The 14,301-nt window shown below is 70.7% G+C and carries 15 protein-coding genes; 8 read left to right on the forward strand and 7 right to left on the reverse strand.

Annotated elements, in window-relative coordinates:
- The first annotated feature begins 80 nt into the window (after positions 1 to 80).
- On the forward strand, positions 81 to 1,379 hold the full coding sequence (locus OG870_RS45235) for an MFS transporter (protein WP_266842019.1): 1,299 nt from the start codon (positions 81 to 83) through the stop codon (positions 1,377 to 1,379).
- 70 nt (positions 1,380 to 1,449) lie between these two features.
- On the opposite strand, the gene OG870_RS45240 is transcribed toward OG870_RS45235, so the two are convergent.
- Positions 1,450 to 1,905, reverse strand: coding sequence for a cyclic nucleotide-binding domain-containing protein (locus OG870_RS45240; protein WP_266842021.1), 456 nt, complete (start codon positions 1,903 to 1,905; stop codon positions 1,450 to 1,452).
- Positions 1,906 to 2,247: 342 nt separating this feature from the next.
- Entirely contained in the window at positions 2,248 to 2,469 is a 222-nt protein-coding gene (locus tag OG870_RS45245) for a hypothetical protein (protein ID WP_266531746.1), read from the reverse strand.
- A gap of 261 nt (positions 2,470 to 2,730) precedes the next feature.
- On the opposite strand from OG870_RS45245, the gene OG870_RS45250 reads away from it, so the two are divergent.
- From OG870_RS45250 to OG870_RS45275, 6 genes are all read left to right on the forward strand, one after another.
- The gene (locus OG870_RS45250) at positions 2,731 to 3,174 is read left to right on the forward strand and encodes an ATP-binding protein (RefSeq protein ID WP_266531748.1); all 444 of its coding nucleotides are present in this window, start codon (positions 2,731 to 2,733) and stop codon (positions 3,172 to 3,174) included.
- A 175-nt stretch (positions 3,175 to 3,349) separates the two neighbouring features.
- Positions 3,350 to 4,204: a SigB/SigF/SigG family RNA polymerase sigma factor gene (locus OG870_RS45255; protein WP_266531750.1), complete on the forward strand. Its 855-nt coding sequence runs from the start codon at positions 3,350 to 3,352 to the stop codon at positions 4,202 to 4,204.
- A 32-nt stretch (positions 4,205 to 4,236) separates the two neighbouring features.
- Complete coding sequence (locus OG870_RS45260) at positions 4,237 to 4,479, forward strand: DUF5133 domain-containing protein (protein WP_266531752.1); 243 nt, start codon at positions 4,237 to 4,239, stop codon at positions 4,477 to 4,479.
- Positions 4,476 to 5,354 (forward strand): ANTAR domain-containing protein, encoded by an 879-nt coding sequence (locus tag OG870_RS45265; RefSeq protein ID WP_266531754.1) that lies wholly within the window; start codon positions 4,476 to 4,478, stop codon positions 5,352 to 5,354. The genes OG870_RS45260 and OG870_RS45265 overlap by 4 nt, the downstream gene beginning before the upstream one ends.
- A 55-nt stretch (positions 5,355 to 5,409) precedes the next feature.
- Positions 5,410 to 6,249 carry a DUF1206 domain-containing protein gene (locus OG870_RS45270; RefSeq protein ID WP_266842027.1) on the forward strand — a complete coding sequence of 280 codons (840 nt, stop codon included), beginning with the start codon at positions 5,410 to 5,412 and terminating at the stop codon, positions 6,247 to 6,249.
- A gap of 28 nt (positions 6,250 to 6,277) precedes the next feature.
- Complete coding sequence (locus OG870_RS45275) at positions 6,278 to 6,709, forward strand: hypothetical protein (protein ID WP_266531759.1); 432 nt, start codon at positions 6,278 to 6,280, stop codon at positions 6,707 to 6,709.
- A gap of 7 nt (positions 6,710 to 6,716) precedes the next feature.
- Here OG870_RS45275 and OG870_RS45280 read toward each other — a convergent pair whose 3' ends face one another.
- The 3 genes from OG870_RS45280 to OG870_RS45290 form a co-directional block, all read right to left on the reverse strand.
- A complete protein-coding gene (locus OG870_RS45280) occupies positions 6,717 to 8,960 on the reverse strand; it encodes an FUSC family protein (protein ID WP_327692176.1) in 2,244 nt (747 codons plus the stop codon).
- Positions 8,961 to 9,037: 77 nt separating this feature from the next.
- Positions 9,038 to 10,414, reverse strand: coding sequence for an NAD(P)/FAD-dependent oxidoreductase (locus OG870_RS45285; protein ID WP_266531763.1), 1,377 nt, complete (start codon positions 10,412 to 10,414; stop codon positions 9,038 to 9,040).
- 222 nt (positions 10,415 to 10,636) lie between these two features.
- Positions 10,637 to 11,008 carry an STAS domain-containing protein gene (locus tag OG870_RS45290; protein ID WP_266531765.1) on the reverse strand — a complete coding sequence of 124 codons (372 nt, stop codon included), beginning with the start codon at positions 11,006 to 11,008 and terminating at the stop codon, positions 10,637 to 10,639.
- Between the two features lie 238 nt (positions 11,009 to 11,246).
- On the opposite strand from OG870_RS45290, the gene OG870_RS45295 reads away from it, so the two are divergent.
- Positions 11,247 to 11,699: an ATP-binding protein gene (locus tag OG870_RS45295; protein WP_327692177.1), complete on the forward strand. Its 453-nt coding sequence runs from the start codon at positions 11,247 to 11,249 to the stop codon at positions 11,697 to 11,699.
- A gap of 12 nt (positions 11,700 to 11,711) precedes the next feature.
- Here OG870_RS45295 and OG870_RS45300 read toward each other — a convergent pair whose 3' ends face one another.
- Both OG870_RS45300 and OG870_RS45305 read right to left on the reverse strand, forming a co-directional pair.
- Positions 11,712 to 12,146, reverse strand: a complete 435-nt coding sequence (locus OG870_RS45300; RefSeq protein WP_405623156.1) for an ATP-binding protein — start codon at positions 12,144 to 12,146, stop codon at positions 11,712 to 11,714.
- Positions 12,147 to 12,291: 145 nt separating this feature from the next.
- Positions 12,292 to 14,199: an AMP-dependent synthetase/ligase gene (locus OG870_RS45305; protein ID WP_266531770.1), complete on the reverse strand. Its 1,908-nt coding sequence runs from the start codon at positions 14,197 to 14,199 to the stop codon at positions 12,292 to 12,294.
- Positions 14,200 to 14,301: the final 102 nt, after the last annotated feature.

Consider the following 14,301-nt stretch of genomic DNA (forward strand, 5'->3'; position numbering starts at 1 on the left):
CATGCGCGTCCCGAACTCCCGGACGGTGCTGGGATAGTGAACCCCCGACCCGAAAGATGTATCGAGCAACCAGGAAGCCCGTGGACACCAGCGAGAGCAGCACCGAACCGCAGACACCGGACCCGGTCGCGGCCGACCCACCCCGGCGCGGCTGGCGCCGCTGGGCCATGGACACCCGCCCCCTGCGCATCCCGGCCTACCGCCGCCTCTGGTCCTCCACGATCGTCACCGCCGTCGGCAGCCAGCTCACCGCGGTCGCCGTACCCAAGCAGATCTACGACATCACCGGGTCCTCGGCGTGGGTCGGTGCCGCGAGCCTCGCCGGCCTGCTCCCGCTGATCGTGTTCGCACTGTGGGGCGGCGCGGTCGCCGACAGCATGGACCGCCGAAAGCTGCTGCTGATCACCAACAGCGGCATCGCCGTCACCTCGCTGCTGTTCTGGCTCCAGGCCTTCGCCGGGCTGGAGTCCGTGGTCGCGCTCATGGTCCTGCTCGCCGTGCAGCAGGCGTTCTGGGGCCTGAACGCCCCCGCGCGCAACGCCTCCATCGCCCGTCTGGTGCCGGAGGGACAGTTGCCCGCCGCCAACGCCCTCGGCTCCACCGTCATGCAGACCGGACAGGTCGTCGGACCGTTGCTCGCCGGCGCCCTCATACCCGTCATCGGCCTGCCCGAGCTGTACCTGATCGACGCCGTCGCACTCTGCGTGACGGTGTGGGCGGTGTACAAGCTGCCCACCTTGCCGCCCCGGGCGGGATCCACGACGCGTCGCGCCGGCGTGCGGGAGATCGCGGAGGGGTTCCGCTACATCTCCATGCACAAGGTGCTGCTGCTGTCCTTCCTCGCCGACATCATCGCGATGGTCTTCGGCATGCCACGCGCCCTGTTCCCGCAACTCGCCGCGCAGACCTTCGGTTCCTACGGCGAAGGGCTCGCGCTGGGCCTGCTCTTCGCGGCGATCCCCATCGGCGCCGTGCTGGGCGGACTGTTCTCCGGCACCTTCTCCCGGGCCCGCAGGCACGGCTGGATGGTGATCGGCGCGGTCGTCGCCTGGGGCGCAGCGATCACCGGCTTCGGACTCAGCGGCAACCTGTGGCTCGCCGCGGCGTTCCTCGCCCTGGCCGGGGTCGCCGACATGGTCTCGATGGTCTTCCGCGGGGCGATCCTGCTGTCCGCCGCCACCGACGAGATGCGCGGCCGTATGCAGGGCGTCTTCACGGTCGTCGTCGCGGGCGGACCGCGTCTGGCCGATGTCCTGCACGGCACCGCGGGCTCGGCCCTCGGTCCGCGCACAGCGGTCGCCGGCGGCGGCCTCCTCGTCGTCGCCGTGATGCTGTCCCTGGCCGCCGCGGTCCCGGCACTGCGCCGCTACCGAATCTGACCCCCATGCCCCCCAGTGCCCGAACTCCGGCCCCGAGGCGGCCCAGTGCCCCGCCAGGGCCCAGAGGGGCCTAGAAGGCGCTGCGCCGGCTGATCGAGTGCTGCTCCATGAGCTTGCCGCGGGTCGTCTCCAGCCGGTGCGCGAGGATCTCGGCGACGTTGCGCACGAGCGCGAGCCCGAGGTGCGTGTCCTCCTCGCACAGGCGCAGCACCGCCGCCGCCTCGAACTCGTAGGCGCGCACAGGGCTGAAGGCCTCCGCGCCGAAGTCCCACTCGTGCGGCGGGAACAGCCAGGACCAGCCGAGCAGATCGCCCGCGCCGAGGCTCGCGACCGTCACCCGCTGCAGCGAGTTGACCCGCTGGTCGAGGGAGACGGCGCCCGAGCGGATGACCCAGAAGCGGTCGGCCCTGCCGCCCGCCTCGAAGATCCGGGTGTCCTCCGGGAAGGAGACCTCCCGCGCGAGCGCCATCAGGCTCTGGCGCTGCGGCGGGGGAAGAGCGGTCAGCAGTTTTATCGCTTTGGTCATGACGCGGGGCTCCTCGCCGAGGATCGGTTCCGGTGCTTTCCCTACGCCCATTTCAGCCGCTGCGGACGCCCCGGGCACCTCGGCGGACGGCAGTTCTCGCACAGCACCCCGAAGACAGGAAAAAGCCCTGGCTGGACGGGGGAGACCAGCCAGGGCCGTAAGCGGTGGCGTCGGAGGACAGTACGGTCGACTCCGTCACCACGTATGAATGAACCGTAAACCATCTACCGGGGTTTTCGCGCCCCCAGAACGGGCCAAGTGACCGGTTTCACTCCGGGGCCCTTCGCCGGCCGCCCCCGCGCGCTCGGTTCGGTGCCCACCCGGCGGCTCCCCACCCGCAGGTCAGGTCCCATCGGCACGCTTGCCCGGGGTCAGGATCTCGTCCAGTACGCACAGGACCGCCTCGTAGGTCAGAGTCCTTACGGCGGCCTCGTGCGCCGCCTCCGGATCGGTCGCCCGCAGGCCTTCACCCCGCGTCCGCCACGCCCGCTCCTCTCGCTGCGCGCAGTCCCGCGCACGCCGGATGCGGCGCAGCAGCTCGTCTGAGTCCACGACATCGGTCATGGCATCCGCCTACCCACGTTTCTCACTCCGATGGCCTGGATCCCGCATCCGGCCGGGAGGTTTGGCAAGGCCCGTCCCGGTGAGCCGATGAGAAGAGACCTGTGGTGCTCGCGCAGCTGGAGTCGGAATCGCTGCGCGAGCGGGAAACTGCTGTGCCCATCAGGCATCGGCCCGGACACGGCGGCCGCAGGTGTCGCCGGGGCCCGCTTTCCTCCCCCGCACACGGAGGCCGGGTTCTTCACCGATCAGGGGAGCCAGGCGATGTGCGAGGAGCACCGGACCGAACCCGCCCTCGAACGACCGGGCGCGCAGCAGACACGGCCCTCACGGTGGTGCAAACCCGCCGAGGCGCGAAGGGCGGTCGAGCGCGCTGTCACCGAACGCTGCCGGCTCACACACACCACCTGTGATCCGGAGGCCCTGTGTGACGCCCTGCTCGTCGCCACGGAGCTGACGACCAACGCCATCCTGCACGGCGGAGGCGTCACCGACTTCAGCGTCGACGTCCTCGGCACGGGCGTACGCGTCTCGGTGTGCGACCGCAGCGACCGGCTGCCCGTGTCGAGGCAGCCCGCCGACCCCCTGCGACGACAGCACCCCGGCGGCCACGGCTGGCCCATCGTCTGCCGCCTGGCCCGGGACGTACGGGTGTCCGAGCTGCCCGCCGGCGGCAAGTGCATCACCGCCGTGGTCGCCCTGGACTGAACGCTTTTTCGCAGGTGCGGTTTGTTCCCACGTGGGCAGGGCATACGGACGTTCGTGCTTCGGACCGGAGGCGCCCCAGCGGGAGTGGTATCGCTACCCCGGGCCCCTTCAGTCGGTCCGGACGGCGATCCTCCCGCGGTATGTCCCTGAAACCCTCGTTCAGGAGCGAATCCGCATGCTCATCGACACGTCGACAAGCCGTCCCGGCACCCAGACCCGGCCGACCGCCCCCAGCGGGCGGCGGCACGACGACGCACCCGACACGGCCGAATACTTCGCCCGTCTCGCCACGCTGGAGGACGGCCCCGAGCGGGACCTGCTCCGCGACGAACTCGTCACCGCGTGGCTGCCCATGGCCCATCGGATCGCCGGCCGGTTCCGCGACCGCGGCGAGTCCGTGGAGGACCTGCGCCAGGTCGCGGCCCTCGGCCTCGTCAAGGCGATCGACCGCTTCGACCCGGAGCGTGGCGCCTTCGAAAGCTACGCGGTGCCCACCATCACCGGTGAGGTCAAGCGGCACTTCCGGGACCGGATGTGGGCCCTGAGGGTGCCCCGCCGGGTGCAGGAACTGCGCAACAAGGTCCGGGTGGCCCGCCGGGAACTCACCCAGACTCCCGGCACCCCGGAACCCACGGTGGCCGACCTCGCCGCGCACACCGGACTCACCGAGGACGAGGTGAGCGCCGGAATCGAAGCCCTCGAAAGCTTCAGCACCCTCTCCCTGGACGCCGAACTCTCGGGCGACGAGGACGGCTACAGCCTCGCCGACACGCTCGGTGCCTCCGACACCTCGTACGACGTCGTGATCGACCGCGAGTCCGCCAAGGAAGGACTGCGCCGGCTGCCCGAACGCGAGCGCGCCATCCTCTACATGCGCTACTTCGAGGACATGACGCAGAGCCGGATCGCGGACCAGCTCGGTATCTCCCAGATGCATGTCTCCCGCCTCATCAGCCGCAGCTGCGCCCGTGTGCGTGCCGAGGCGCTGGGCGGCCGCAAGGGTGCCGACGACCGGCCGTCCGTCGCATGAACCGGTCCGAGCGGACGAGGAGTGAACGAACGATGCTGATCCCCCATCCTGCCGTCCTGAGAAGGCTCGTGGAGGAGTACGAGAACGTGCAGGCCGAGGAGGCGGAGCAGAACGGTGGCCGGATGAGCCCGCGGGCGCAGGACCTGGCGTACACCCTCTGCGTGTCGACCGGCACGCGGGATGTGAGAAGGGCCCTGGACGCGGCACACCGGCTGCTCGCGACCACGACGACACCGCAGGCACCGCCCGAAACCACTGAGATCGGAGTTGGATGACAGCGCCAGGACCAGGGCCAGGACCCGGGGCGACGGGCGACGAGCCGGAGCGCGAAGAGCTGGAACGGCTGCGGGCACAGGTGCGGGACCTCAGGGCCAAGGCCCGCGCCTACCCGCAGATATCGCATGCGCAGGGCATCCTCCAGGAGCGCTACGGGCTGCCCGACGCGGACAGCGCGTTCGCACTCCTGCAGCAGACCTCGCAGCGGCTCAACGTCAAGATGCGGATCCTGTCCGGGGCCGTGGCGACCGTCCCGCGCCCGGACCCGGGGGAACAGCTGTGGTTCCCCCAGCGCGTCCGCCTCCCGGAGCCCGCGCTGCGCTTCGAGGCCGACCGCCCGCCGGAACCCGGCAACCGCGGTGCCGTCCTGGGCGCCGTACTGAGCCAGACGCTGGCGGTCGTCGGCACCGACATGGGAAACGTCCAGGTGGCCGACCGGGCCAGGCGCGGTCTGGTCATCGAGAAGCACACGGGGCTGACCGCGGACTTCGTCGACTTCTTCGCCTACGTCGGGCCGACCGGCACCGCCTGTGCGAAGGCCGCCCGCGACGGCACCCAGGTCACCGTGCGGGACGTGGAGAGCGACCCGGTCTTCGACGAGCCGTCGAGGGCGGCGATCCTCGCGGCCGGCAGCAGGGCCTGTCACAGCGTGCCGCTCACGACCGCGGCGGGTCTGTGCGTGGGCATGGTCTCCGCCCACTCCGAACACACCCTCCAAGGGCTGACCAGGGCCCAGCTGAAGGTCCTGGACGTGGTGGGCGGCGACGGCGGCCGATGGCTCGCATGGCACGACCGCACCGTGGTCCTGGACGCCCTGGAGTATCTGCACGCCCTGGGCCGTCGCATGCGGGGCACGCGGATGCGAAGGGCATGAACACACGACGGTGTGCCCGTCCGGCGTCGGGGCATTCGGATTCGGGGAGGTCCTCATGAACACGAGTGCCATGGCGCGGACAGGCCGGCTGGAGGCCGAGCGGGCAGCGCGCGGTTCGGTGACCGGGGGCGCCGCCCGGGCGGGGCTCGCCGCACGCGGCGCCATCTACCTGCTGGTCGGCGCCCTGGCCCTGCAGATCGCCTTCGGAGACGGCAACCGGCAGGCGGACCGCGGCGGCGCCCTGGCCACCCTCGCCGGGCAGCCGTTCGGCGCCGTACTGCTGTGGGCGCTCGGCCTCGGACTGGCCGGCATGGCGTTGTGGCGGCTGTCGGAGGCCCTGTTCGGCTCGGTCGGACCGGACGGCCGTACACCGCGAAAGCGGCTGCTCGCGGCGGTCCGGTGCGTCTTCTACGTGTTCGTCGCCTACTCCGTGCTGAGGTTCGCGGCCGGCCCCCACGGCGGCGGCGGTGGATCGAGCGACAAGCAGTCCCGCGATGTCACGGCCAGGGTCCTGGACCTGCCCGCCGGGCAGTGGCTGGTGGGCGCGGCCGGAGTCGGCGTGGTCGTGGGCGGCGTGTGGATCGCCGCACGGGCCCTGCGGCGCGACTACCGCGACGAGCTCAGGCTCGGCCGGATGTCCCGATGGTCCCGACGGTTCGTGGACGTCACCGGAGTGGGCGGCGGCGCGGCACGCGGTGTGGTGTTCGCCGCCGCCGGCGCCTTCGCGGTGCGTGCCGCGGTCGACTACCGGCCGGACCGGGCCAAGGGACTCGACGACACCCTGCGCTCGTTCGCCCACACCCCGCTCGGCCCGTCGCTGCTCGTCTGCGTCGCGGCCGGTTTCGTACTGTTCGGTCTGTTCTCTTTCGCCCTGGCTCGCTGGCGCAGGGTCTGACGCGCGGCACACGGGGAACACGGGGGGCATGAACGAATCCGAGTTTCCACCGGAGCACCGACCCGTCGATGTCTACCTCGGTCTTCTGCGTACCCGGATGGACACGGAGGACTACAGCCGGCTCCTCGGCGTGGTCGAACCGATCCTGGAGGCGATCGAGGAGGAACGCCTTCCCGGCATGGACTTCGCGCTGGACGGGGACCATGGGGACGGCCTGTCCCAGGAGGTGCGCGACGAGGCGGCCCTGGTCATCGCCGCCGCGGTCACCGGCAGACTGGACAACGAGGTGGTCGAGATCGACCTCGAAGGAACGGGTCCTGTCAGGGTGATCACCGACGCGGACACCGCCTCCGACCCGGCACGGCTGGGCGAGATCGCCGACTACATCCGCGACCGGCACCGGCAGAACGAGGAACTGCGCGGCATCGCCGAGGTGAGCGGCCTGCCCACCGACTTCTGAAGGACGGTCACCGTTTGGGCGCCGCCACCGGCACCTCCAGCGGCCGGGCCAGGCCCACCACCGCCTCGTCGAGGCGCTGCAGATGCCTGAGCACCCGGTCGGTGATGCGCCCGTATCGCGAGGTGCCGGGCAGCTCGGACTCCAGGAGCGCCGCGATGCTCGCCCCGGTCCCGACCTCGACGGCGGCCCGGTCGTCCGCGACCCGCGCGGCGATCGCCCCGATGTTGCGCAGAATGCGCTGCCCGGCCCGCCGCAGACGGGGATCCGCCGCGATGGAGGGATGCGTGGGCAGCAGCTCGGCCATCGCGGCCAGCGAGCGCGCGTGGTACGCGCAGGTCTCCAGGAGCGCCACGACATAGCGGGCGGTGTTGCGCCGCGCCCGCATCGGGGTGACCGGGTGGGTGAGCGGCTGGGTGGCGGCCCGCAGGTCGGCCAACGCCTGGTCCAGGTCGCGCGCCCTGTCGAGCAGCTCGGCCGGGTCACCGCCGCTGAGCTGCTCGACCGCTGCCTCGGTGACCTCCGCGAGCCGGTCCAGCACGGTGACGAGCAGGTCGTTGGTACGGCGGTCCGTGTGCACCGGCAGGACGAACGCCGCCGCGATGATCCCGCAGGCCGCGCCGAGCGCCGTCTCCTCCACCCGCAGCACCAGCACCGACAGGCTGTAGGTGTGCAGCAGCGTGTACAGCACACCCAGCGCGGCGGTCACGAAGAAGGACATCAGCGTGTACGACAGCGGCGCCGTGTAGAACATCGCGAACACGCACAGCAGCACCAGCCCGAACGCCGTCCAGGTGTGGTGTCCGACGAGCCCCGCGAGCAGCAGACCGGCAACGACGCCCAGAACGGTGCCCAGCAGCCGCCGGTAGCCCTTGACGAGGATCTCGCCGGTCGAGGCGGTGTTGATGAACACGATCCAGCAGGTCAGCACCGCCCAGTACCAGCGCTGGCCGGAGAGGAACTCACCGCCCACGATGGCCAGCGACGACCCCACCGCGACCTGCACGGCGGCACGCGTGGTGGGCCTGTCCAGCCCCCTCGCCGTCTCCTCCGCGGCCTCCTCTCCCGCGTCGATCGCCGCGTCCTCGGCGTCCAGCTCCTCGCGTGAACGGGCCGTCGACGGGGTGTCTTCCGAGTCGTCCTGCGGCCCGCCGAGCGCGATCCGCAGCCCGAGCACCGCGCGGGCGGCCTCGCCGATGCCGCGGAACACGTCCTGCACGGCGGGCGAGGCCTTCGGGAGGTTCTCCTCGTCGCGGTAGCCGAGGAGCCGGTTGCGCAGATGGGCCAGGCCGGTCCCGGTGCCCACGGACACGGGCCGCAGCACCAGCAGGCGCAGCGCCTCCAGGTCGCGGTACAACGTGGCGGTCGCCTCGTCGGGCACCGGCAGATGCCCGCCCGGCGGGACGGGCGCGCCCGGCAGATGCAGGGTCAGCGTGTCCGCCCGCTCGGCACTGCGGGCGGTGAGCAACAGCAGGCCCAGACGTTCGGCGGCGATCTCGGCGTCCGCGATCCGGCGCTGCACGAGCCGCGCCGCCGCCTCGTCGGAGGTTCCCTCCTCCAGCCTGCCCTGGATCATCATGGCCGTGTCGTGCAGACGCGCGGTGCCGTCGCGCACGTCCTGCAGCGCCTTGTCGATGTCGTCCGGCCCGGCGTCCAGCAGGCCGAGCTGCGCGGTCACCAGCTGTGCCAGCCGGGCGCGGAAGGCGTCGCGCAGCCGTTCCAGGATCCCCGCGGGCGTCTCGGGTACGAGCGCGAAGCGCACCACGGCGCTGGACGCGACCGCGATGGCGACCACGCCCCACAGCTTCGGCAGCGCCGACAGGCTCACGCCGACGAACAGGGACATGAAGTAGACCTGGAAGCCGATCAGCCCGAGCGCGGTGCCCCGGTCGCCGAACCGCCGGATGTAGACGGCAAAGAAGATGAGGACGACGAAGAACAGGTCACCGCCCACGACCCGGGAGTGCAGGACCGCGGCCAGCGACACCGAGGCGAGCGCCACCGCGAGGCCCAGCGCCAGCGTGACGGCCTGCGCGGCGCGCTGCTTCTCCCGGATGGCGAAGGTGGAGACCATGGCCGCGATGGCACCCGCCACCAGCAGGCGCACGTCGGCACCCAGCAGGGAGAGCACGGCCAGCGTGAGAGCGATGGCGCCCACCGTCCGCAGGCCCGCGGCCAACCGCAGCAACCCGGGATCGTTGGCCGCGACGAGATCGCGCAGCCGTCCCCGGACCGACCCACCCGCTGCCCTCACGCCGCCGTACTCACTCCCGCTTCACGTCATGATCCGGATCTCAGCATGTCACGGCGCGACCGGACGGCCCGCCCGCTTCACGCGTCCTTACGGTCCGTCCCCTCGACGTGGGCCCGCACCTGTTCCGGTGTCATATAGGCGTCGGTGAACTCGAAGTCCTTCAGCCTGGCGGCCTTGCGGGCCTGGAAGCCGGTGCGGACGAAGTCGTCGCCGGCGAGCGCGTTGAGGACCCAGTTCGTCAGTACGCGCGTCTTGGCGACGTTCGTGCGCAGGGCCGACCAGTGGTAGCCGCGGGCGACGGCCTGCGCGGGCAGGCCGCGCAGTTCGATGCCGAGCGGCTTGGAGACGGCGTCCTTGCCGCCGAGGTCGACGACGAGGCCGAGGTCCTTGTGGACGTACGGGGCCAGTGGCCGGTTGCGCAGGGTCGCGACCACGTTGTCGGCGACGTGCTTGCCCTGCCGCATCGCGTGCTGGGCGGTGGGCGGGCAGACGGCGCTCTCGTCGTCCTTGGCCTTGTCGGGCACGGCCGCGGCGTCGCCGAGCGCGAACACACCGTCCTGGCCAGGCAGGTTCATCTCGGCGTTCACCGCGAGCCGGCCCCGCACGGTCTCCGCGCCGAGCGTCGCGATGAGCGGGCTGGCGACGACACCCGCGGTCCAGATCAGGGTGCGGGTGGGCACCACACGGCCGTCGGTGAAGGTGACCTCCTCGGGTCCCGCCTTCGCGATGGAGACGCCCAACGACACGTCGATGCCGCGCCGTCCCAGGATCTCCTGCGCGCTGCGGCCGAGCTTGTCGCCCAGCTCCGGCATCAGCTTCGGGGCGATGTCGATGAGATGCCACTTGATCGATCCGGGAGCGATGCGGGGGTAGCGCTTGACCGCGTTGTGCGTCAGCTTCTGCAGACAGGCCGCGGTCTCGGTGCCGGCGTACCCGCCGCCGACCACGACGAACTGCAGGCGCGAGGCGCGCTCCGCCGGGTCGTCGCTCGCGTCGGCCAGGTCGAGCTGGGAGATGACGTGGTCGCGGATGTAGGCGGCCTCGGCAAGGGTCTTCATGCCGTACGCGTGCTCGGTGAGCCCCGGGATGTCGAAGGTACGGGTGATGCTGCCGGGGGCCAGCACGATGTAGTCGTAGGGCTCGTTGACGATCTGGTCGGTGATGGTGCGGATGACGCAGACCTTGGCCTTCAGGTCGACGCCGATGGCTCCGCCCGGAATGATCCGGGTGCGGTACTTCTTGCTGCGCCGCAGCGAGACGGCGACCGACTGGGGCGTCAGCACCCCGGAGGCCACCTGGGGCAGCAGGGGCAGGTAGAGCTGGTAGGAGAACGGCGTCACCAGCGTGACGTCCGCTTCGTCGGGCGCGAGTTTCCGCTCCAGCCGGCGGACGCATCCCACACCGGCGAAGCCTGCCCCAACCACCAGGATCCTGGGTCGTGTCACGGTGTTCATCCCTCTCTGCGGCTCCAGGCGGTCTGCAACCGACGCCCTTCGACTGCCCTGGATCTCTGTGCGCACCACATCGATCCCACCGTCACCTCAGCCGTTCCGCCAGCTGGGCGCGGCAGGCAGACGAACGCGTCGATCACAACCATGCCCGTCCGAGTATCGAAACGCACCGGGGACGGGAAAGAATATCGATCGAGCTTCCGGAACCGCGCGGGTGACCCCTTGTCACCCCTGGGCCTGGATGATGCGGGCGAGTGCCTCCTCGGCGCTTTCCGACACCGGCACCGTGATGCTGACGCCCGTGAGGTCGAGAATCCGTTGCACCGCGGGCGTGGGGGAGATGATGTGGACGCTCCCGGGAAGATCGCGGGCCTCCTGGTAGACGCGCACGATGATGCTCATGCCCGAGGAGTCCATGAACGGCACGTTCGAGAGGTCCAGCAGAAAGTGCCGTCGGCCGTGATGCAGCTGGTTGGCCAGATGGTGCTGGAACTCCGTCGCGGTGTCGACGTCCAAGTAGCCCTCGACCGTGATCAGGGCCACGTCCTGGGCGGGCAGGCTGACCTCCACGGACAACGGGTTCTGGGCAACGGACACGTCTACCTCCAACAACGACGACTACGGACGACCACTGACGACAACTGCGGCAGCCATGCGCGATTACCCGTGATCGCGCGCGGCATGCACCGAGCCGTGTGCCGCGTCCTGTGACACGTCGTACCGAATGCGAACGGTCGGACCGGGTAACAGGTGCTGTGGGACAGGTAGCCGGTGTCGCCGCGTGCGGCGGGACCGGTCGACCGAGGCATGGAGGGCTGTTTGTGGTGAAGGAGCGGTGAGCCGGCCCGGCATGACACGGGCCACGGTCCACGTGACGACCGCGGCGGCGGCACGCGCACATGCGCGGTCGGTCGTCCAGGAGCAGTGGGAGTCGGCCATCGGCACGGCATGCGAGGAAGACGTCATCGACCTGCTTCTCGTCGTGTCCGAACTCGTGACCAACGCGATCCGGCACGGCGACGGACTCGCGGGGTTCGACGTCACCCCCACCTCCGACGGAGTCAGGATCTCCGTCCAGGACAACAGCGACGTGGTCCCGGACATGGCGTACGGATCCGGCGCCCTGCCGGTGGTGCACCACGGCAACGGCTACGGCTGGCCGCTGATCCTCCGTCTGGCACGCGAGATCACCATCGAGAAGCGGCGTGGCGGCGGAAAGACGATCGGCCTGCTGGTACCGCTACGGCCCGCGGACCGGCGCCGGCAGGGTGCCGAGCAGCCGGCCTGAGGTGCCGGGATCTCACCAGGGCAGGAAGACGTGAATGCCCTTCCCCTTGTCGTTCCTGGTGACGCTGATCTGGCTGCACAGGGCGTGCAGGAGGTGCCAGCCGACCCCGCCACCGCCTCCGTCGGGGCGGAAGGGGCGCGGTGCCGGCGGGACGGTGCTCGTGTCGGCCATGACCACATGGACGCCGTCGACGGACCTGCGCATCGTCAGCTCGAAGGGTCCTGGCGCGTACTGGATCGCGTTGGCGGCGAGTTCCGTGACGACCAGGAGAATGTCGTCCCAGTGCTCCGGTGTCGCCGGAGGTGTCACCTCCGCGAGATCGCCGAGGAACCGCTCCGCGTCCAGGCGGGCGTCCGTCACGTTGCGCAACTCGCCGGGGAAGCGAGTGACACGCTCAGGGAGCTCCCCGGGAGCGAATGTCATGTCCCAATGCGGCTCGGTCGGCATCTCACCTGTCCAGCCCCCGTGTCTACAGCTCTGTCGTCCTTGCTCTCACAACCATGGACTGTCCACGTTCCCAAGCCGGCGGATGCTACGCATGCCAGAAGCGGCAAGTGGTACGGCTGGGCCGGACACAGAAGGTCACTCGCACTCACCGGAAGACGTTGTCCGTCTCGTCCCAGCCCGCCAGTTCGTCCGGCACGGTCTGCCGCGGAGCGCGCGTACGTGCCTGGTACATCGCGTCGATCTCGAACGCGTAGTGCCGCACGATCGCGTCCCGGCGCAGCTTCATGGACGGCGTGAGCAGCCCGTTGGACATGTCGAACTGCTCCGCGAGGACACGGAAGACCCGGATCGACTCCGAGCGCGAGACCGCGCTGTTGGCGGCGGCCACGGCCCGTCCGATCTCCTCCCGCAGCGCGTTCTCCTCGCGGGCCTCCCGGCTCGGCGCGTCGCTCTGCAGCGCCAGCGAACCACGCCAGTACGCCAGGAACTGCGGGTCAAGGGTGATCAGGGCCCCCACACAGGGCCGGTTGTCGCCCACGACGACCGCCTGATGGATCAGCGGATGCATTCTCAGCCGCTGTTCGAGGGCGGCCGGGGCGACGCTCTTGCCGCCGCTGGTGACGATGATGTCCTTCTTGCGGCCGGTGATCGTCAGATAGCCCTCGGAGTCCAGCCGCCCCAGGTCCCCGGTGGCCAGCCAGCCGCCGTGCAGCGCCGCCCGTGTCGCCTCGTCGTTGTTGACGTAGCCCTGGAACACCGACGGCCCGCGCACCAGGATCTCGCCGTCGTCGGCCACCCTGATGTCCGTGCCCGGCAGGGCCTGCCCCACCGTCCCCGACATCTCCCGGCCCAGCGGCTGTGCGGTGACACCGCCGCCGACCTCCGTGAGTCCGTACCCGTCGTTGACGTAGATGCCGATCCCCTCGAAGAAGAGGGACAGTTCGCGACTGAGGGTCGAGCCGCCGGACGACGCCCGGCACACCCGGCCGCCGAGCGCGGCGCGCAGCTTGCGGTACACCGTGCGCTCGAACAGGGCGTGCTGCAGCCGGAGATCGAAACCAGGACCCGAACCGCCGCCCAGCCGGTGTCGTTCGAGGGCCGCTGCGAAATCCCGCGCCGTGTCCGCCGCCCGTTCGAACAGCGCACCGCGGCCCGCCTCCTGAGCGGCGCGCAGGAAGTTCTTGTAGATCCGCTCGAAGAGGGAGGGGACGGCGCAGATATAGGTGGGACGGAAGGAACGCAGCGCGGCCGACAGCGCTTCCTCGCTCAGGTCCGGTTCGTGGCCCATCACCATCCCGCCGCGGACGCACAGGCTCTGCACCATCAGGCCGTACACGTGAGAGAACGGCAGGAAGGCGAGGACCGACGCCTGTTGCTCGCCGGGCGGCACCACCGTGTGACCCCAGCCCGCGAGCAGCGTGTCGGCGGGGTTCGCCAGATTGCGGTGGCTCAGCGCGCAGCCCAGGGGATGACCGGTCGTGCCGGAGGTGTAGATGATGGCGGCGGTGGAGTCCGGCAGCACGATGCGGCGCAGCGAGTCGACCGTGGCGATCGGGATGAACCTGCCCCGCCCCACCAGATCGTCCAGCGCCCCCGCGTCCAACTGCCAGACGTGGCGCAGCAGCGGCAACGCCCCGCACACGGAGCCGACCGTCATCACCGCCTGCTCGTCCTCCACCAGCACGGCCACGCAGCCGGCGTCCCTCAGGATCCACTCCACCTGGTCGCGCGAGGACGTCGGATAGATCGGGACGACCTCGGCGCCCACCGCCAACAGGGCGTAGGAGAGCACCGTCCACTCGTAGCGGGTGCGCGCCATGATCGCCACGCGGTTGCCCGGTGAAATGCCGGACGCGATCAGTCCCTTCGCCAGATCCACGACCTCGTCGCGCACTTCCACGGCGGTGACCTCCTCCCAGGCGGCGGAGGAGAGGGTGGGGTGGCGCGCGAGCAACGGAAGAGTGGGGTTCAGGGCTGCCGTGTCGAAGATGCTGTCGGCCAGCCCGCCGGTCAGGGCCGAGACGGTGGGGGGAGCGAGGGCGAAGTCGCGCATGCGCTGCTCCTGAGCTGTACGGAGGGTGACCATGCCGACGAGTTCCGTTGTCGACGGTGCTCGAATCTAGCCCAGCTCAGTGCGGATGGTGACCGGAACCTG

Source organism: Streptomyces sp. NBC_00461 (assembly GCF_036013935.1).
GTDB lineage: Bacteria > Actinomycetota > Actinomycetes > Streptomycetales > Streptomycetaceae > Streptomyces.